The following is a 16363-nucleotide window of genomic DNA, read 5'->3' as shown; positions in this document are numbered from 1 at the left end:
GGTCAGTCGGCCGACAGGGATCCGAGGACCGGGTTCCACTCCTCGATGGAGCGCTCCGCGATGAGGTTGGCGGTCCAGAACGGGTCCAGGTCCAGCAGCTGCTCGAGCTCGTCGGCGGAGCCGGCGCGCATGATGAGCAGGGCGCCCGGCAGCTCACTGTCGACGTAGGGGCCGCTCACCACGAGGGGGCCGCCGAGCAGCGTCGACAGGTAGGCGCGGTGGTGGGGCCGCTCGGCGTCGAGGGCCCGGGCGTCGTCGATGTAGGTGTACTGGACGGCGAAGTAGCTCATCCCCCCAGGCTAATGGGCGGGCACACCGAGGGGCGCCGCGGCCACGCAGGTTTGGTCACGCCGCGACGGCGGGCGTAGAATAGCTGTTCGATACCATCCGGCGCGCACCAGGCGTGCCGTGTGACGAGAGAGAGTACATGGCGAAGAAAGAAGGAGCCCTCGAACTCGAGGGCACCGTGGTCGAGGCCCTGCCCAACGCGATGTTCCGCGTGGAGTTGGCCAACGGCCACAAGGTGCTGACGACCATCAGCGGCAAGATGCGTCAGCACTACATCCGCATCCTGCCGGCCGACCGTGTGGTCGTCGAGCTGTCCCCGTATGACCTGACCCGCGGCCGCATCGTCTACCGGCACAAGTGAGTCGCGCGGCCGAGCGCTCGAGCCGGCCGGAGAGAGGGCACCCCGCACGCGCGGTGGCGCCCTTTTTTCATGCCCGGCGACGGCAGAGGCTGATTTGGGGAAGTGTGGGCGTGTCGCGTAGAGTGGTGCGTCGGTCGTCTATGCCCGGACACGCGTGCGTGCCCAGGCCGTCGGCCAAGTCATCCACCACAAGATTGGGGCGCTCGTGCGCTCCCAGTCGCCGATTGAAAAGGTTGCTCGAATGAAGGTTCAGCCGAGCGTCAAGAAGATCTGCGACAAGTGCAAGGTCATCCGCCGGCACGGTCGTGTGATGGTGATCTGCGAGAACCCGCGCCACAAGCAGCGTCAGGGCTGACCCGGGGCTCACGCCCCAGGCACGCAGACCACCGCGGGACGGGTCGATCGCCCACTCCGCCGACAACTGAAAGCAACGTGATCGCAAGGATCTCCTTCGGGAGATTCCCACCCTTGGACGAAGGCCAAGGCCCCGTCGGTGCCAGCAGGCACCACAGGCGGCGGGGACGCGTCACGCCACACACCTTCGCGGTCCGCGACCGGGCTCCAGAGTGAGTCAGGACCGACATTTCTAGAAAGGTAACCGCCTGATGGCACGCCTCGTTGGTGTCGACCTGCCGCGCGACAAGCGCTTGGAGGTCGCCCTCACCTACATCTTCGGCGTCGGGAAGACCCGCGCCGCCGAGACCCTCGCCGCTACCGGGATCAGTGGAGACGTCCGAGTCCACCAGCTCACCGAGGACCAGCTCGTCGCCCTGCGCGACCACATCGAAGGCAACTACGAGATCGAGGGTGACCTCCGTCGCACCGTTGCCGCCGACATCCGCCGCAAGGTCGAGATCGGCAACTACCAGGGCCGTCGCCACCGCAGTGGTCTGCCGGTTCGTGGTCAGCGCACGCGCACCAATGCGCGCACCCGCAAGGGCAAGAAGAAGGCCGTCGCTGGCAAGAAGAAGGCGCGCTGATCCGCGCCCCTCGTTGAGGACTTAAGGAGACTTCATGGCTACTGCAAGCCGTAAGGCGGCCGCCAAGACCAAGGTGCGCCGCAAGGAGAAGAAGAATGTGCTCGCCGGTCAGGCGCATATCAAGAGCACGTTCAACAACACCATCATCTCGATCACCGATCCGACCGGCGCCGTCATCTCGTGGGCGTCCGCCGGCACCGTCGGCTTCAAGGGCTCGCGCAAGTCGACCCCGTTCGCCGCGCAGATGGCCGCCGAGGCCGCTGGCCGTCGCGCGATGGAGCACGGCATGAAGCGTGTCGACGTGTTCGTCAAGGGTCCCGGCTCCGGCCGTGAGACCGCGATCCGCTCGCTGGGCGCCGTCGGCCTCGAGGTCGGCGCGATCTCAGACGTGACCCCGACGCCGCACAACGGCTGCCGCCCGCCCAAGCGTCGTCGCGTCTGATCGCCCGAGAGAAGAAGGACTAGCAATTATGGCTCGTTACACCGGCCCTTTGACCAAGAAGTCCCGTCGTCTCGGGACCGACCTGGTCGGCAATGACAAGGCGTTCGAGCGCCGTCCGTACCCCCCGGGTATGCACGGCCGCGGACGCACCAAGGATTCTGAGTACTCGCTGCAGCTCAAGGAGAAGCAGAAGGCTCGTTTCGCGTACGGCGTGCTGGAGAAGCAGTTCCGCCGCTACTACGAGGAGGCCGACCGGCATCCGGGCAAGACGGGTGACCGTCTGCTCCAGATCCTGGAGTCGCGTCTCGACAACGTCGTGTACCGCTCGGGCTTCGCGTCCACGCGTCGGCAGGCCCGCCAGCTTGTCGTCCACGGCCACTTCCTGGTCAACGGCCAGCGCGTGAACATCCCGTCGTACCGCGTGCGCGCCCACGACATCATCGACGTCGCCGAGAAGTCCATGACCCTCGCGCCGTTCGTGATCGCGCGGGAGACCCACCACGAGCGCTCCGTTCCGGGGTGGCTCGAGGCGCGTCCGAACCGCATGCGCATCCTCGTGCACCAGCTCCCCGTCCGCGAGCAGATCGTCGTGGATGTCCAGGAGCAGATGATCGTCGAGCTCTACTCAAAGTAACCACTGTGCGGCCGCGGGCCGGTCGGGAACACCGGCCGGCCCGACGCCGCGGGCCGTCAGGCCACCGTTCGCGCCATCAGATAGCGGTTGGCGCGGGAAGGAACCCTCATGCTCATCGCACAGCGTCCCACCCTCTCCGAGGAAGTCGTCTCGGACTACCGGTCGCGGTTCATCATCGAGCCGCTGGAGCCGGGCTTCGGCTACACCCTCGGCAACTCGCTGCGTCGCACCCTGCTGTCGTCCATCCCGGGCGCGGCCGTGACCAGCATCAAGGTCGAGGGCAACCAGCACGAGTTCTCCACCGTCGAAGGTGTCGTCGAAGACGTCACCGAGATCATCCTCAACCTCAAGGGCCTCGTGCTCTCGTCGGAGGAGGACGAGCCGGTGGTCATGTACCTCCGCAAGGCCGGTGCGGGTGCCGTCACCGCCGGTGACATCCAGCCCCCCGCAGGCGTGGAGATCCACAACCCCGAGCTGCACATCGCCACCCTCGGCGACAACGGCAAGCTCGAGATGGAACTCGTCGTGGAGCGCGGCCGCGGGTACGTCTCCAGCGTGCAGAACAAGGACCCGGAGGCCGAGATCGGCCGCATCCCGGTGGACTCGATCTACTCGCCGGTGCTCAAGGTGACGTACAAGGTCGAGGCCACCCGTGTCGCGCAGCGCACGGACTTCGACCGCCTCATCGTCGACGTCGAGACCAAGCCCTCCATCGCCCCGCGTGACGCGGTGGCCTCGGCCGGGCGCACCCTCGTCGAGCTGTTCGGCCTCGCCCGGGAGCTCAACGTCGACGCCGAGGGCATCGAGATCGGCCCGTCCCCCGTGGACGAGCAGATCGCCGAGTCGCTCAACCTCCCCGTCGAGGACCTGGAACTCTCGGTGCGCTCGTACAACTGCCTCAAGCGTGAAGGCATCCACACCGTCGGTGAGCTCGTCGCCCGCAGCGAAGAGGATCTGCTCGACATCCGCAACTTCGGTTCCAAGTCGATCGACGAGGTCAAGGAGACCCTCGCCGGCCTCGGTCTGGCGCTTCGTGACTCGCAGCCGGGCTTCGACCCGCTGCAGGCCATCGAGCGGTACGACGAGGACAACGACGAGGACGGCGACTTCGCCGAGACCGAGCAGTACTGACCGCCCACCACCCGAGAATCCTGGAGATCCACAGCAATGCCCAAGCCAACCAAGGGCGCTCGTCTGGGCGGCAGCCCCACCCACGAGCGCATCATCCTGCGCAACCTGGCCACCCAGCTCTTCGAGCACGGCCGCATCACCACCACCGAGACCCGCGCCCGCCGCGTCCAGCCGCTGGCCGAGAAGCTCATCACCAAGGCGAAGCGGGGTGACCTCCACTCGCGCCGTCTGGTGCTCAGCTCCATCACGGACAAGGAGGTCGTCCGCCACCTGTTCGACGACATCGCGCCGTCGCTCGAGGGCCGCGAGGGTGGCTACACCCGGATCACGAAGATCGGCAACCGTAAGGGTGACAACGCCCCCCTGGCCCTGATCGAGATCATCACCGAGGCCGTGACCCCGAAGCCGAAGGCAGCCGCCCCGGCCCAGGAGAAGCCCGCGGCCGTCGAGACCGAGGCCGAGGCCGAGGAGACCGAGGCGCCCGCCGACGAGGCTGAGGTCGCCGACGCCGAGGCCACCGAGGAGGAGACGGCCGAGGAGGCCGCCGCCGACGAGGACGCCAAGTAAGAACGCTGTAACGCGAGGAGGGCCCCCATGGGGCCCTCCTTTCGTTGTGGGGACCTTGGTTTCCGCGGCGGCGACGCTCGCAGATAAGGTGTGAGCCACGTTCGAGAAGGAGACGACGATGTTGCGACGTGCAGTCACGGGAGCGGCCCTGGCCACGGCCCTGCTGATGGCCGGCTGCGGGACCAGTGCCGAGCCCACCGCCACCACCCCGGCGGCCACCGGTACCGAGGAGAAGCCGTCGGTGTCGGTCGGTGCCGTCACCATCGTGTCCCACCCGTCGCTGGACGCCGTGTACGAGGGCATCAAGGAGGGCCTGGCGGACGCGGGCTACGTCGACGGAGAGAACCTCACGCTCGAGTTCCAGAACCCGCAGGGGGACCAGGCGACCCTCACCAACATCGCCAACACCTACGCCGCCTCCGACCACGACATCTTCGTGGCGCTCGCGACGCCCCCGGCGCAGGCCCTGGCGCAGGTCATCCAGGACCGACCCATCGTGTTCGCGTCGGTCACGGACCCCGTCGCGGCCGGCCTGGTCGACGACCTCGAGGCACCGGGGGCTAACGTGACCGGCACCAGCGACCAGCTGCCCACCGACAGGCAGCTCCAGGTCATCCAGCAGATCCTGCCCGACGTCGAGACGGTGGGGATCGTGTACTCCTCGGCCGAGGTCAACGCGCAGGTGCAGGCCGAGGCCGCGATCGAGGCCGGCAAGGAGCTCGGCATCGAGGTCCTCACCGCCACTATCACCAACTCGTCCGAGGTGCAGCAGGCGGCAGAGTCGCTCGACGTCGACGCCTACTTCGTCGTGGTCGACAACACCGTCGTCTCCGCGATGGAGTCCATGGTGCAGGTGGCCGAACAGCGGCAGCGTCTCCTCGTGACGTCCGACCCCGACTCGGTGCAGCGCGGCGCCGCCGCGGCGCTCGCGACGGACTACCGGGCGCAGGGGGTGCAGACCGCGGGAATGATCGCGCGCATCATCGAGGGCGCGGACCCGGCCTCGACCCCCGTCGAGTTCGCCGAGTCGCTCGAGCTGTCGGTCAATCCCGCCGCCGCGGAGCGCATGGGCGTCACCCTGCCCGACGAGGTGCTCGAGCAGGCCGCGACCACCTACTGACCCGAGCGCGGCGCCCCCGGGCGCACTCACTACTCTTAGCCCAGCGAACCCGCCCCCCAAGGAGAATCATGAAGCTCAAGGCCCTCGCGCTCGGCGCCGTCGGAACCCTCGCCCTCACCGCGTGTGGCGGCGCGTCCCCGGCGGACACCTCGTCGGCTCCGGCCGCCACCTCGTCGGCCGCGAGCTCGGCCGCCGAGACCACCGGCGGCGCTCCCGAGTCGATCAAAGTCGGCGTCGCGACGATCGTCGCGCACCCCGCGCTCGATGCGGCGCAACAGGGCTTCATCGACGCCCTCGCGGAGGCGGGCTACGTCGAGGGGGAGAACGCCGAGTTCGATCTCCAGAACGCCCAGGGCGACCAGTCGACCCTGACCAACATCGCCAACACCTTCGCCTCGTCGGACTACGACGGCTTCCTCGCCATCGCCACCCCGACCGCGCAGGCGCTGGCCAACGTCGTCACCGACCGGCCCATCGTGTTCGCAGCCGTCACCGACCCCGTCGCCGCCGGTCTGGTCAGCTCGTGGGAGGCGCCCGACGCCAACATCACCGGTGTCTCGGACCTCAACCCGATGAAGGAGCAGCTCGAGCTCATCAAGGAGGCGCTGCCCGAGGTCGCCACCGTCGGCATCGTCTACTCCTCCGGCGAGGTGAACTCCGAGGTCCAGGTCACCGAGGCCGAGGAGGCCGCCGCCGAGCTGGGCATCGAGATCCGCTCCGCGACCGTCACCAACTCCGCCGAAGTGCAGCAGGCCGGTGAGTCGCTGGACGTCGACGCCTACCTCATCCCGACCGACAACACCGTGGTGTCGGCCGCCGAGTCGCTCATCCAGGTGGCCGAGCAGAAGCAGGTCCCGGTCTTCGCCTCCGACGAGTCGACGATGGAGCGCGGCGCCGCCGCCGGCCTCTCGGTCAACTACACCCAGCAGGGCAAGGACGCCGCCGCGGTGTTCCTGCAGCTGCTCGAGGGCACCCCGGCGTCGGACATCCCGGTCGAGACGCAGAAGCAGTTCGACCTGTTCGTCAACGTGGCGGCCGCCGAGAAGCAGGGCCTGACGCTGCCCGAGGCCATCGTTTCGCGCGCCACCAAGCAGTTCTGAGGTTCGACACACCCATGATCATCGCGCTGGAGATCGGTCTCCTCTACGCCGTCATGGCGCTGGGGGTGTACCTCACCTATCGGGTGCTGGACTTCCCGGACCTGACGGTGGACGGGTCGTTCACGACGGGGGCCGCGACGTCGGCGATCCTGCTCGTCAACGGCGTCGCGATCCCCTTCGCGATGATCGCGGGCGTGGTGGCCGGCATGATCGCCGGCGCCGTCACGGGCCTGCTGCACGTCTGGGGCAAGATCAACCCGCTCCTGGCAGGCATCCTCACACAGATCGCGCTTTACTCCATCAACCTGCGGATCATGGGCAACAAGGCCAACGTGCCGCTGCTGCGCCAGGAGACGCTGTTCTCCGAGCTCCGCGCCGACCGGTTGCTGGGCACCTGGTTCTCCGTCGCGGTGTTCGCCGTCGTGGTGCTGGTCATCGGCGCCCTCGTGTACTGGTTCCTGGGCACCAGCTATGGCGTCGCGATGCGCGCCACGGGTGACAACGAGCTGATGGCGCAGTCGCAGGGCATCAACACCGGCACCACCAAGATCGTGGGGCTCATGCTGTCCAACGGTCTGGTGGCGCTCTGCGGCACCCTCGTGGCCCAGTACCAGGGCTTCTCGGACATCTCGATGGGCATCGGCCTCATCGTCGCGGGCCTGGCCTCCGTCATCGTCGGGCAAGCGATCTTCGGGATGACGGCCGTCTGGCAGGCCGTCACGGCGGCGGCGCTGGGCTCCGTCATCTACCGCGGCGTGATCCAGATCGCGCTCAACAACGGCTTCAACCCCAACGACATGAAGCTCATCTCCGCCGTGCTCGTCGTCCTCGCCCTCGTGCTGCCGGCCTGGGGACCGCTGCGGCGCCTCCGGGTCCAGCGACGGCGCGCTAAGGCGATCCCGGAAGGGGCGGCCGCCTGATGCTGACGCTGACGAACATCACCAAGCGGTTCTTCCCCGGGACCGTCAACGAGCGGGTCGCGCTCGACGAACTCACCCTCACACTGCACGAGGGGGACTTCGTCACCGTGATCGGGTCCAACGGGGCCGGGAAGTCGACGATGCTCAACGTGGTCGCCGGGCGCTACCTGCCTGAGGGCGGGCGGGTGGTCATCGACGGCTCGGACGTGACGCGCATGCCCGAGCACCGGCGTGCCCGGTGGGTGGCGCGGGTCTTCCAGGACCCGATGGCGGGCACGTCGCCGCACCTGACCATCGAGGAGAACCTGGCCATCGCCTTCGAACGCGGCAAGCGCCGCGGACTGGGCATGGCGGTGACGAAGCCCAAGCGGGCCATCTTCCGCGAGGCGCTGACCACGCTCGAGCTCGGCCTGGAGGATCGGCTGGAGATGCGCGTGGGGATGCTGTCGGGCGGGCAGCGGCAGGCGCTCAGCCTGCTCATGGCCACGTACGCGCAGCCGTCGATCCTGCTGCTGGATGAGCACACCGCCGCGCTGGACCCGTCGCGCGCCGAGCTGATCACGCGCCTCACGGGCGAGGCGGTCGCCCGCCACCGGCTCACGACCCTCATGGTCACCCACAACATGCACCAGGCCATCGAGCTCGGCAACCGCCTCATCATGATGCACGAGGGCCGGATCGTCCTCGAGGTGGACGAGGCGGAGAAGAAGACCATCACGGCGGAGCGGCTGCTCGAGGAGTTCTCGAAGATCAAGGGCGCCAGCCTGGCCGACCGCACGCTGCTCGACTGAGCCCGCACACGAACGACGGGGCCCCGGGGATCATCTCCCCGGGGCCCCGTCGCGTGCGTCGGGTCAGACGAGACCGGCGGAGGCGGCCTTCGCCCGGGCGAAGCGCTCGGTGACGTCGGTCCAGTTGACGACGTTCCACCAGGCGGTGACGTAGTCACCCTTGACGTTCTTGTACTGCAGGTAGAAGGCGTGCTCCCACATGTCGAGCTGCAGCAGCGGGATCTGCCCCGCCGGCAGGTTGCCCTGCTGGTCGAACAGCTGGTTGATGTTCATCCGCTGGCCGAGCGTGTCCCACACGAGCATCGACCAGCCGGAGCCCTGGATGCCGTTGGCGACGGCGTTGAAGTGCTTCTGGAACCCGTCGAAGCTGCCGAAGTACTCGTCGATCGCGGAGGCGAGCTCGCCGTCGGGGCGGCCGCCGCCGTCGGGCGACATGTTCTTCCAGAACACCGAGTGGTTGATGTGGCCGCCGAGGTGGAACGCGGCGTCCTTGCTCAGCTTGTTGACCGCTCCGAGGTCGCCCTTCTCGCGGGCGGCGGCGAGCTGCTCGAGCGCGTCGTTGATGCCCTTGACGTAGGCGGCATGGTGCTTGCTGTGGTGCAGCTCCATGATTTCCGGGGCGATGTGGGGGGCCAGTGCCCCATAGTCGTAGTCGAGGTCCGGGAGGGTGTAGGTCATAGCTCACTCCTTGCAGCTGAGGACTCGCGCCGGTGGGCGCGCTGACAGTGTCATCCTATGCGCGATCTGTAGTTCGTGGTTCAACCATCGGGCGTTCGCTGGTCCGCTGACGGCTGAACATGCTCAGTCGAGGCAGAACTCGTTGCCCTCCGGATCGGCCATCACGAGGAATCCATGACTCATCGGGGGGTCGGGCTCGAAGCGGGCCGTGCGCGTGGCGCCCAGCCCGACCAGCCGCTCGGCCTCCCGCTCGAGGGCGGCCATGCGTTCCTCGCCGGTGAGTCCGGGAGCCGCCCGGACGTCGATGTGCAGCCGGTTCTTCGCGCGCTTGGGCTCGGGCACCTTCTGGATGAAGATCCGGGGGCGTCTGCCCTCGGGATCGACCAGGGCCATGGCGTCGTCCCAGCGATCTTCGGGCAGGCCTGATGACGCGAGGAACTCCAGCCAGGCGGCCACGGTCTCGTCGACGGGGCCGATCGTGCCGCCGGGCGGCGGGTCTACGGCGTAGCCGAGCGCCTCGGCCCAGAACAGCCCCAGGCGGCGGGGAGAGGCGGCGTCGAACGTCAGTTGCAGGTCAGGAGCGTGCATCGATGGGTCCTCCTCGGCAGCAGACTGCCACACCGCCCCGTCGCGCGGAAGATCTCACGCGGACCGGGGCGATACCTCCAGGACACGGAATCCCTTGGCGGAGGCGACACGCTCGGTCGGATGGCCCTGCTCGATCAGCCAGCGCTGCAGCGAATCGCCGCCGAGGTTCTTGGACACCACCAGGCGCGCGACGCCCCCGGGGGCGAGGCGGGGCAGCCACGCGAACAGCAGGGCGTGCAGCGCCTGCTTGCCGATGCGGATGGGCGGGTTGGACCAGATCTGGTCGTAGGTCCGATCCGGCGGGACGTGATCCGGTGTGCCGGCGCGCACGCGGTCCCCGACTCCGGCCCGCTCGGCGTTCGCCTGCGTGAGGGTCACGGCGAGCTCGTTGACGTCGACGGCGTCGACGGTGACCGCCGGACCGGCGACGGCGAGCGCGACCGCGATGGGCCCGAAGCCGCAGCCCAGGTCCAGCAGGTGTCCGCCGGTGGGTGGCTCGAACGTGCGCAGCAGGACGGAGGTGCCCAGGTCCAGCCGCGAGCCGGAGAACACGCCGCCCGCCGTGGTGAAGGAGAGGTCGTGGCCCCAGACGGTCGCTGTGACCTCGCGGGTGGGGCCGGCCTGGTCCGGGGTGTGGAAGTAGTGGCTCACGCGTCCTCCAGGGTCCGTACGGCGCGGGCGGCGCGGGCGCGGGCCGCGAGGGCGTCGTCGGCGGGGTAGCCGACCTCTTCGAGCGTCAGGCCGTGGGCCGGCATGACCAGCACCTCGCCGTGCCGCGTGGGAGCGGCGGCGACCCGCTTGATCCAGGCGAGGTCCCTCCGCCCGGATGCCACCGACGTCAGCGCGCCCACCACCGAGCGCACCATCGAGTGGCAGAACGCGTCGGCCAGCAGGTGGATCTCGACGACGCCGTCGTCGCGTTGCTCGGCGCGCAGTTCCCGCAGGTCGCGGATCGTGGTGGCGCCGGCGCGCGGCTTGCAGAAGGGGGCGAAGTCGTGCAGCCCGGTGAGGGCCGCGGCCGCGGTGTTGAGGGCCTCCAGGTCGAGGTGGTGCGCGACCGGTGCGATGTGGCGGCGCAGCAGCGGGTCCGGGACGGTGTCCGAGGGCGCGACCCGGTAGCAGTAGCGCCGCCAGATGGCGGAGAACCGCGCGTCGAATCCCTCGGGGGCGGGTGCCACGCTGCGGACGACGAGGTCCGCGGGTAGCACGCGGCGCAGCCGCCGCTGCAGATCCGCGGCGACGCCCTCCCCGTCCAGGTCGGCGTCGACGTGACACACCTGACCGCGGGCGTGGACGCCCGCGTCGGTGCGCCCCGCCACGACGATGTGTGGCGGCTCTGCCAGCCGCATCACCTGCGCGATCCACTCCGTGAGGACGCCCTCGACGGTGCGCAGCCCCGGTTGCGCGGCCCAGCCGTGGAAGTCCGTTCCGTCGTAGGCGAGGTCGATCCTAAGCCGCATCAGCCCTCCGATAGGTGAGGTCGTACACCCGGCGCCCCGCGGCGAGGCCCTTGGCCTCGTACTTGGTCACCGGGCGCTCGGCCAGGCGCGGCGCCCAGCCGTCGTGGACGTTGACGAGCCCCGGGTGCGCGTCCAGGTGCTCGCGCATCCACAGCGCGTAGTCCTCCCAGTCCGTGGCCAGGCGCCAGAGCCCCGCCGGCGCCAGCTTCGCGACGACGACGTCGGCGAAGTCCTGCCCCACCAGCCGGCGCTTGTGGTGGCGCTTCTTGTGCCACGGGTCCGCGAAGAAGGTCCACAGTTCGGTGACCGAACCGTCGTCGAAGAGCTTCTCGAGCCCCTGGGCGCCGTCGGCGACGACGACCCGCACGTTCTCGAGGCCCTCTCGGCCCAGCCGGCCGAGAGTGGACGCGACGGCGGGCTCGAACACCTCGAACGCCACGACGTTCGCGTCCGGGCGGGCGGCGGCCATCGGCGCCAGCGAGTCGCCCGCGCCCGAGCCGATCTCGACGATCAGCGGCGCGGCGCGCCCGAACTCCTGCGCCCAGTCGACGTCGGCGCCATCGGCGACGGACGTCGACAGGCTCCCGCGGGGGACGTCGACGACGAAGCGGTCCCGGTACCGGTCCCAGGACCTCATCTGGGACTCGTTCATCCGGGTGCTGCGGCGCACGAAGCTGACGACGTCGCGGTGCAGTCGAGGGGGCAACGGATCCACCCGCCCAGACTAGTGCCCATGGAGGAGGGGCTGCGCATACGCTGGAGGTGCACCGCGATACGTGAGGAGAGACATGCGCACGCTGCTCAACATCATCTGGGTCGTCTTCGGAGGTATCTGGCTGGCTCTGGGGTACTTCCTGGCGGGCATCCTGGCCTGCCTGCTCATCGTCACCATCCCCGCGGGCATCGCCTCGTTCCGGATGGCGCGCTACGTGCTGTGGCCGTTCGGCAGGAGCGTCGAGCCCAAGCCGGGCGCCGGGGCCGGGTCGGCGATCATGAACGTGGTGTGGTTCCTCATCGCGGGCTGGTGGCTGGCGCTCGCCCACGTCGCGACCGCCCTCGCGCAGACACTGACCATCGTTGGCATCGCCAACGCTTACGTGAGCCTGAAGATGATCCCGGTCACGTGCTTCCCGTTCGGCAAGCGGATCGTGGACAACGGCACCATCTTCTGACGCCCGGCCGTTCCTAGCCGTCGCGCCGCGGCAGGCGCAGATCGTTCCAGGCCCCCGGCTCGTCCAGCGTCGCCGTCGACACCGCCACCCCGCCCGGGGACACCGAGGCGACGGCCACCAGCAGGCTGAGGGTCGGATAGCCGTGGGGCCTGTTGTCGCGGATGATGGCACGGTCGTCGGTGGGCGACAGCCGCGACGCCGACTCGGCCAGGACCTCGAGCCACCCCTCCCACCACGCCCCGGGGCCGTCCGTCGGGGCCTCGGCGAAGCGCTCCAGCCAGGCGGCGATGCGGGGCGTGGCGGGGTCGTCCACGTCGTCGTGCGCGATCATGTGCGTGCCCGGCCCGAGGTCGGTGATGCGCGGCACCCCACCCTCCCACGACGCGACGCTGGCCCAGCCGGGGGCCGTCGTGACGAGGTTGAAGCCGAGCGTCGTCAGGGGCCGGGGGAGCGGCCTGCCGGCGACAGCGTCGAGAGGCAGCGACCCGCGCGACGTCGGCAAGGGCACGTCCGCCCCGCCGGCCCGGTTGAGGAGGACGGCCAGGCGCTTGTCGTCGGCCGCGAGCCACGCGCCGCCGGCCAGGTCGTCGCGGACGCCACGCACACCCGGGTGCTCGGGCCACCACGGGCCCAGCGGGCGCCAGGGCCGTGCCGGGTCCTCGTCGCGCACCGCGAGGAGGCGGACGGGCCCGCCGTCGGGCTCGGGTACACGGACGACGACAGTGCACATGCCGGGAAGGCTACCCGCGACGCGGGACGGCTGCGAGAATCGGCCGCATGGTCATCGTCGTAGGGGTCACGGGCGGCATCGCCGCGTACAAGGCCGTGCAGCTGGTCCGCTCGTTCGTCCTGGACGGACACGAGGTGCACGTGGTGCCCACCGACGACGCGCTGCGGTTCGTCGGGCGGCCCACGTGGGAGGCGATCTCGCGCAACCGGGTCACCACGTCGGTCCACGACGACGTGCCCGAGGTGCGCCACGTGGCGCTCGGGCAGCGGGCCGATCTGGTGGTCGTCGCCCCCGCGACGGCCAACACGCTCGCCGCGATGGCGGCCGGGCTCGCCTCGGATCTGCTCGGCACGACCCTGCTCGCGACGCGGGCCCAAGTGCTCGTCGCGCCCGCGATGCACACCGAGATGTGGCTGCACCCCGCGACGCAGTCCAACATCGCGACGCTGCGCTCGCGCGGCGTCCAGGTCGTGGGCCCGGCCGACGGGCCGCTGACCGGCGGCGACTCGGGGCCGGGGCGGATGAGCGAGCCGGAGGACATCCACGCGGCGGCGCAGGCGCTGCTGCGCGGGCGGCGTGACCTGGCGGGCGTGACGGTCGCGGTGTCCGCCGGCGGGACGCGCGAGCCCATCGATCCGGTGCGCTATCTCGGCAACCGGTCCAGCGGCCGGCAGGGCGTCGCGGTCGCGGTCGCTGCCGCCGAGCGCGGGGCCCGGGTGCTGCTGGCTGCGTGCAACGTCGAGGCCGAGGTGCTGCGCCCGGCCGAGGCCGCCGGGGTCGAGGTGCGGCGGGCGGGATCCGCGGCGGAGCTGTCGGAGGTCATGCGCGAGGTGGCGGAGCGCGCCGACGCCGTGATCATGGCGGCCGCGGTGGCCGATTACCGCGTGGACGCCGTGTCCGAGCGGAAGCTGACCAAGGAGGACGGGGAGCCGCCGGTGCTGCGGCTGGTCGAGAACGAGGACATCGTCGCGGGACTGGCCGCGCGCCGTCGGCCCGGTCAGGTGGTGGTGGCGTTCGCCGCGGAGACCGCCGTCGGCGAGGAACTGCTGGCGCGGGCGTCGCGGAAGCGCCGCCGCAAGGGAGTGGACCTCATCGTGGTCAACGAGGTCGGATGGGGGAAGGGCTTCGAGGTCGCGGAGAACCGGCTGCTGATCCTGGGGGCCGACGATGTCGTCGTGGCCGACGTCGAGGGTAGCAAGCGCGACGTCGCGGAGGCCGTGGTGGACGCGGTCGGTGTCGCGGTGTCCGCCGCGCGCGGGGTGGGGTGAGCCGGGCCCCGGCCGGACGCAACCGACCGATCGGGGCCCGCCCGCTCAGGACTTGGGCCAGAGCTCCCGCGGCATCAGCTCGTAACCGTGGAACTCGCGGGTGAAGCTCCCGGTGCCCTGCGCGAGCCCGCGCAGATCGATCGGGTAGCTGATCAGCTCCGACTGGGGGACCAGCGCCTCGATGATCGCGTGGTGCTCGGCGTCGCCGTCGCTGCCCAGCACCTGGCCGCGCCGGCCCGACAGGTCGGTGAGCACCGGCCCGACGAAGGCCTCGTGCACCGTGACGGTCACCTTGTCGACCGGCTCGAGCAGGGCCATGGTCTTGTCCGAGGCCGCCTCCTTGATCGCCAGCGCCCCCGCGGTCTGGAAGGCCATGTCGGAGGAGTCGACCGAGTGTGACTTCCCGTCATAGAGGGTCACCGCCACGTCGACGATCGGGTAGCCGCTCAGCGCGCCGTGGGCCAGCTGGGCCTGGATGCCCTTGTCCACCGACGGGATGAACTGCCGCGGCACCGCGCCGCCCACCACCTTGTCGATGAACTGGTAGCCGGCGCCGCGCTCCAAGGGCTGGATCTCCACGTCGACGACCGCGTACTGACCGTGGCCGCCCGACTGCTTCACGTGCCGGCCGTGAGACTTGACCGGCGCGATGAAGGTCTCCCGCAGGGGCACCATGACGGGCTCCTCGGAGATCGACAACCCGTAGCGGTTGCGCAACCGCGACAGCAGCAGTTCCTTGTGCGCCTGCCCCATCACCCACACCAACTGCTGGTCGGTCTCGGGGTGGCGCTCGATCCGCACCGTCATGTCCTCGACGGCCAGGCGCTGCAGGGCACCGCCGAGCTTGTCCTCGTCGCCGCGGGTGTCCGCCTTGATTGCGACGGGGAGCAGGGGCTCGGGCAGTTGCCACGGCCGGACGAGGGCGGGGCGCTCGATCGACGACAGCGTGTCGCCGGTCTCCGCCCGCGAGAGCTTCGCGACGTAGACGATCTCGCCGGCGATCGCGACGTCCTTGGGGGCCGGGTCGACGCCGATGGGCGCGGACAGCGGCCCCACCCGGTCGGTCTCGTCGTGGTCCGGGTGAGCCGGGTCGGTGTGCCCGGTGAAGAGCTCCCGGTGCCCCGACACGTGCACCTGGTCGTCCGTGCGCAGCGTGCCCGAGAAGATGCGCACCATGCTGAGGCGTCCGGCGTACTGGTCGCTGGTGGTGCGGATCACCTGAGCCACCAGCGGGGCGGAGGGGTCGCAGTCCGAACCGGGCAGTGTCGCCCCTCCGGGCGTCATCACGGGCGGGATGGTGTGGGTGGAGGCGGCGGGGAAGCCGCGTTCGATCCACCGCAGGAGTTCCTCGGTGCCGACGTCGCTGGTCGTGTGCGCCGGCAGCACGGGGAAGAACCGGGCGCCGATGATGGCGCGGTTGAGGACCTGGTAGACCTCCGCGACCGCGATCTCCTCGCCCTCGAGGTACCGCTCCATGAGGTCCTCGTCCTCGATCTCGGTGATGAGGGCCTCGAGGAAGGGGGCGCGCTGGTCGGCGATGAGCTCGGCCTCCTCGGGGGTCGCGTCGCGCGAGACCCGGGTGCCGGAGGAGTAGTCGTGGATGCGCTTGTTCAGCAGCGATATGTTGCCGATGCTCCGGTCCCCGGCGCGCATGGGCAGCAGCGCCGCAACGACGCCGTCGCCGAACGCCTCCCGGCATGCGGCCACCATCTGATCGAAGTCCGAGCGGCCCTGGTCCAGCTTGGTGATCGCGATGATGCGCGGCATGGCCACCCGGTCGCACTCCTGCCAGAGGCTGACCGTCGAGGGCTGGATCTCCTCGCCCGCCGGGATGGCGAATACTGCGGCGTCGGCGGCGCGCAGCCCGGCGCGCAGTTCCCCGACGTAGTCCGGGTGCCCGGGCGCGTCGAGCAGGTTGATCTGGACGTCGGAGGCCGGGATGGATGCCAACGTGAGCGAGGCCGCTCTCTCAGGGGTGTCCTTCTCCCCGCGGTAGCCCTCGACGCGGGCACGTAGCAGGTGCTCGAAGAGGGTTGTCTTGCCGGAGCCGCTGCCGCCAACGAGGATGACGTTGCGGATCGCGTCCGGGCCGGTGATGGTGATGTGTGAGCTCGTCTTTGAGGCCATGGACAG

The 16363-nt window shown here is 70.1% G+C and carries 21 protein-coding genes; 13 read left to right on the top strand and 8 right to left on the bottom strand.

All coding sequences use genetic code 11. The annotated features are described in order from the left end of the window. Positions 1 to 2 precede the first annotated feature (2 nt). Positions 3 to 290 carry a YciI family protein gene (locus BCR15_RS00380; RefSeq protein ID WP_068749456.1) on the bottom strand — a complete coding sequence of 96 codons (288 nt, stop codon included), beginning with the start codon at positions 288 to 290 and terminating at the stop codon, positions 3 to 5. A gap of 137 nt (positions 291 to 427) precedes the next feature. On the opposite strand from BCR15_RS00380, the gene infA reads away from it, so the two are divergent. The 11 genes from infA (at position 428) to BCR15_RS00325 (ending at position 8334) form a co-directional block, all read left to right on the top strand. Beyond that, complete coding sequence (infA, locus tag BCR15_RS00375; protein ID WP_068749455.1) at positions 428 to 649, top strand: translation initiation factor IF-1; 222 nt, start codon at positions 428 to 430, stop codon at positions 647 to 649. 241 nt (positions 650 to 890) lie between these two features. Beyond that, positions 891 to 1004, top strand: coding sequence for a 50S ribosomal protein L36 (gene rpmJ, locus BCR15_RS00370; RefSeq protein ID WP_020575560.1), 114 nt, complete (start codon positions 891 to 893; stop codon positions 1002 to 1004). 250 nt (positions 1005 to 1254) lie between these two features. Further along, on the top strand, positions 1255 to 1629 hold the full coding sequence (rpsM, locus tag BCR15_RS00365; RefSeq protein ID WP_068749454.1) for a 30S ribosomal protein S13: 375 nt from the start codon (positions 1255 to 1257) through the stop codon (positions 1627 to 1629). Between the two features lie 34 nt (positions 1630 to 1663). Next, on the top strand, positions 1664 to 2071 hold the full coding sequence (gene rpsK, locus BCR15_RS00360; RefSeq protein ID WP_068749453.1) for a 30S ribosomal protein S11: 408 nt from the start codon (positions 1664 to 1666) through the stop codon (positions 2069 to 2071). Positions 2072 to 2099: 28 nt separating this feature from the next. Beyond that, positions 2100 to 2705: a 30S ribosomal protein S4 gene (gene rpsD, locus BCR15_RS00355; protein ID WP_068749452.1), complete on the top strand. Its 606-nt coding sequence runs from the start codon at positions 2100 to 2102 to the stop codon at positions 2703 to 2705. 108 nt (positions 2706 to 2813) lie between these two features. Further along, entirely contained in the window at positions 2814 to 3836 is a 1023-nt protein-coding gene (locus BCR15_RS00350) for a DNA-directed RNA polymerase subunit alpha (RefSeq protein WP_068749451.1), read from the top strand. 36 nt (positions 3837 to 3872) lie between these two features. Next, positions 3873 to 4403: a 50S ribosomal protein L17 gene (rplQ, locus tag BCR15_RS00345; protein WP_068749450.1), complete on the top strand. Its 531-nt coding sequence runs from the start codon at positions 3873 to 3875 to the stop codon at positions 4401 to 4403. 118 nt (positions 4404 to 4521) lie between these two features. After that, positions 4522 to 5523: an ABC transporter substrate-binding protein gene (locus BCR15_RS00340; RefSeq protein ID WP_068749449.1), complete on the top strand. Its 1002-nt coding sequence runs from the start codon at positions 4522 to 4524 to the stop codon at positions 5521 to 5523. A gap of 68 nt (positions 5524 to 5591) precedes the next feature. After that, complete coding sequence (locus BCR15_RS00335) at positions 5592 to 6623, top strand: ABC transporter substrate-binding protein (RefSeq protein ID WP_068749448.1); 1032 nt, start codon at positions 5592 to 5594, stop codon at positions 6621 to 6623. A gap of 14 nt (positions 6624 to 6637) precedes the next feature. After that, positions 6638 to 7543 (top strand): ABC transporter permease, encoded by a 906-nt coding sequence (locus BCR15_RS00330; protein ID WP_068749447.1) that lies wholly within the window; start codon positions 6638 to 6640, stop codon positions 7541 to 7543. After that, complete coding sequence (locus BCR15_RS00325; protein ID WP_068749446.1) at positions 7543 to 8334, top strand: ABC transporter ATP-binding protein; 792 nt, start codon at positions 7543 to 7545, stop codon at positions 8332 to 8334. The genes BCR15_RS00330 and BCR15_RS00325 overlap by 1 nt, the downstream gene beginning before the upstream one ends. A 63-nt stretch (positions 8335 to 8397) precedes the next feature. Here BCR15_RS00325 and BCR15_RS00320 read toward each other — a convergent pair whose 3' ends face one another. The 5 genes from BCR15_RS00320 to trmB form a co-directional block, all read right to left on the bottom strand. Continuing rightward, positions 8398 to 9012 carry a superoxide dismutase gene (locus BCR15_RS00320; protein WP_068749445.1) on the bottom strand — a complete coding sequence of 205 codons (615 nt, stop codon included), beginning with the start codon at positions 9010 to 9012 and terminating at the stop codon, positions 8398 to 8400. 123 nt (positions 9013 to 9135) lie between these two features. Then, positions 9136 to 9600, bottom strand: coding sequence for a VOC family protein (locus BCR15_RS00315; protein WP_068749444.1), 465 nt, complete (start codon positions 9598 to 9600; stop codon positions 9136 to 9138). Positions 9601 to 9654: 54 nt separating this feature from the next. Next, positions 9655 to 10251: a class I SAM-dependent methyltransferase gene (locus tag BCR15_RS00310; protein ID WP_068749443.1), complete on the bottom strand. Its 597-nt coding sequence runs from the start codon at positions 10249 to 10251 to the stop codon at positions 9655 to 9657. Next, positions 10248 to 11063, bottom strand: a complete 816-nt coding sequence (gene truA / locus BCR15_RS00305) for a tRNA pseudouridine(38-40) synthase TruA (RefSeq protein WP_068749442.1) — start codon at positions 11061 to 11063, stop codon at positions 10248 to 10250. The genes BCR15_RS00310 and truA overlap by 4 nt, the downstream gene beginning before the upstream one ends. Then, the gene (gene trmB, locus BCR15_RS00300) at positions 11050 to 11775 is read right to left on the bottom strand and encodes a tRNA (guanosine(46)-N7)-methyltransferase TrmB (protein WP_256094417.1); all 726 of its coding nucleotides are present in this window, start codon (positions 11773 to 11775) and stop codon (positions 11050 to 11052) included. Before trmB ends, truA begins: the two co-directional genes overlap by 14 nt. Positions 11776 to 11848: 73 nt before the next feature. Here trmB and BCR15_RS00295 point away from each other — a divergent pair, with 73 nt between their 5' ends. Continuing rightward, positions 11849 to 12232, top strand: coding sequence for a YccF domain-containing protein (locus BCR15_RS00295; RefSeq protein WP_068749441.1), 384 nt, complete (start codon positions 11849 to 11851; stop codon positions 12230 to 12232). A gap of 13 nt (positions 12233 to 12245) precedes the next feature. Here the strand turns inward: BCR15_RS00295 and BCR15_RS00290 are convergent, their stop codons facing one another. After that, complete coding sequence (locus BCR15_RS00290; protein ID WP_068749440.1) at positions 12246 to 12962, bottom strand: NRDE family protein; 717 nt, start codon at positions 12960 to 12962, stop codon at positions 12246 to 12248. 47 nt (positions 12963 to 13009) lie between these two features. Here BCR15_RS00290 and coaBC point away from each other — a divergent pair, with 47 nt between their 5' ends. Next, on the top strand, positions 13010 to 14230 hold the full coding sequence (coaBC, locus tag BCR15_RS00285) for a bifunctional phosphopantothenoylcysteine decarboxylase/phosphopantothenate--cysteine ligase CoaBC (RefSeq protein WP_068749439.1): 1221 nt from the start codon (positions 13010 to 13012) through the stop codon (positions 14228 to 14230). Between the two features lie 45 nt (positions 14231 to 14275). Here coaBC and BCR15_RS00280 read toward each other — a convergent pair whose 3' ends face one another. Beyond that, on the bottom strand, positions 14276 to 16357 hold the full coding sequence (locus tag BCR15_RS00280) for an elongation factor G-like protein EF-G2 (protein WP_068749438.1): 2082 nt from the start codon (positions 16355 to 16357) through the stop codon (positions 14276 to 14278). Positions 16358 to 16363 lie beyond the last annotated feature (6 nt).

It is taken from the genome of Tessaracoccus lapidicaptus (genome assembly GCF_001693815.1).
In the GTDB taxonomy this organism is placed as follows: Bacteria; Actinomycetota; Actinomycetes; order Propionibacteriales; family Propionibacteriaceae; genus Arachnia; species Arachnia lapidicapta.
This window is presented reverse-complemented; position numbering and strand designations above follow the sequence as displayed.

Coding starts and splice junctions, on each gene's coding strand:
- BCR15_RS00340 (WP_068749449.1), top strand. CDS start 4,522: ATGTTGCGACGTGCAGTCACGGGAGCGGCCCTGGCCACGGCCCTGCTG.
- coaBC (WP_068749439.1), top strand. CDS start 13,010: ATGGTCATCGTCGTAGGGGTCACGGGCGGCATCGCCGCGTACAAGGCC.
- BCR15_RS00380 (WP_068749456.1), bottom strand. CDS start 290: ATGAGCTACTTCGCCGTCCAGTACACCTACATCGACGACGCCCGGGCC.
- rpsD (WP_068749452.1), top strand. CDS start 2,100: ATGGCTCGTTACACCGGCCCTTTGACCAAGAAGTCCCGTCGTCTCGGG.
- rpmJ (WP_020575560.1), top strand. CDS start 891: ATGAAGGTTCAGCCGAGCGTCAAGAAGATCTGCGACAAGTGCAAGGTC.
- BCR15_RS00335 (WP_068749448.1), top strand. CDS start 5,592: ATGAAGCTCAAGGCCCTCGCGCTCGGCGCCGTCGGAACCCTCGCCCTC.
- BCR15_RS00290 (WP_068749440.1), bottom strand. CDS start 12,962: ATGTGCACTGTCGTCGTCCGTGTACCCGAGCCCGACGGCGGGCCCGTC.
- BCR15_RS00320 (WP_068749445.1), bottom strand. CDS start 9,012: ATGACCTACACCCTCCCGGACCTCGACTACGACTATGGGGCACTGGCC.
- rplQ (WP_068749450.1), top strand. CDS start 3,873: ATGCCCAAGCCAACCAAGGGCGCTCGTCTGGGCGGCAGCCCCACCCAC.
- BCR15_RS00315 (WP_068749444.1), bottom strand. CDS start 9,600: ATGCACGCTCCTGACCTGCAACTGACGTTCGACGCCGCCTCTCCCCGC.
- BCR15_RS00295 (WP_068749441.1), top strand. CDS start 11,849: ATGCGCACGCTGCTCAACATCATCTGGGTCGTCTTCGGAGGTATCTGG.
- BCR15_RS00330 (WP_068749447.1), top strand. CDS start 6,638: ATGATCATCGCGCTGGAGATCGGTCTCCTCTACGCCGTCATGGCGCTG.
- BCR15_RS00325 (WP_068749446.1), top strand. CDS start 7,543: ATGCTGACGCTGACGAACATCACCAAGCGGTTCTTCCCCGGGACCGTC.
- BCR15_RS00280 (WP_068749438.1), bottom strand. CDS start 16,357: ATGGCCTCAAAGACGAGCTCACACATCACCATCACCGGCCCGGACGCG.
- infA (WP_068749455.1), top strand. CDS start 428: ATGGCGAAGAAAGAAGGAGCCCTCGAACTCGAGGGCACCGTGGTCGAG.
- BCR15_RS00350 (WP_068749451.1), top strand. CDS start 2,814: ATGCTCATCGCACAGCGTCCCACCCTCTCCGAGGAAGTCGTCTCGGAC.
- rpsK (WP_068749453.1), top strand. CDS start 1,664: ATGGCTACTGCAAGCCGTAAGGCGGCCGCCAAGACCAAGGTGCGCCGC.
- rpsM (WP_068749454.1), top strand. CDS start 1,255: ATGGCACGCCTCGTTGGTGTCGACCTGCCGCGCGACAAGCGCTTGGAG.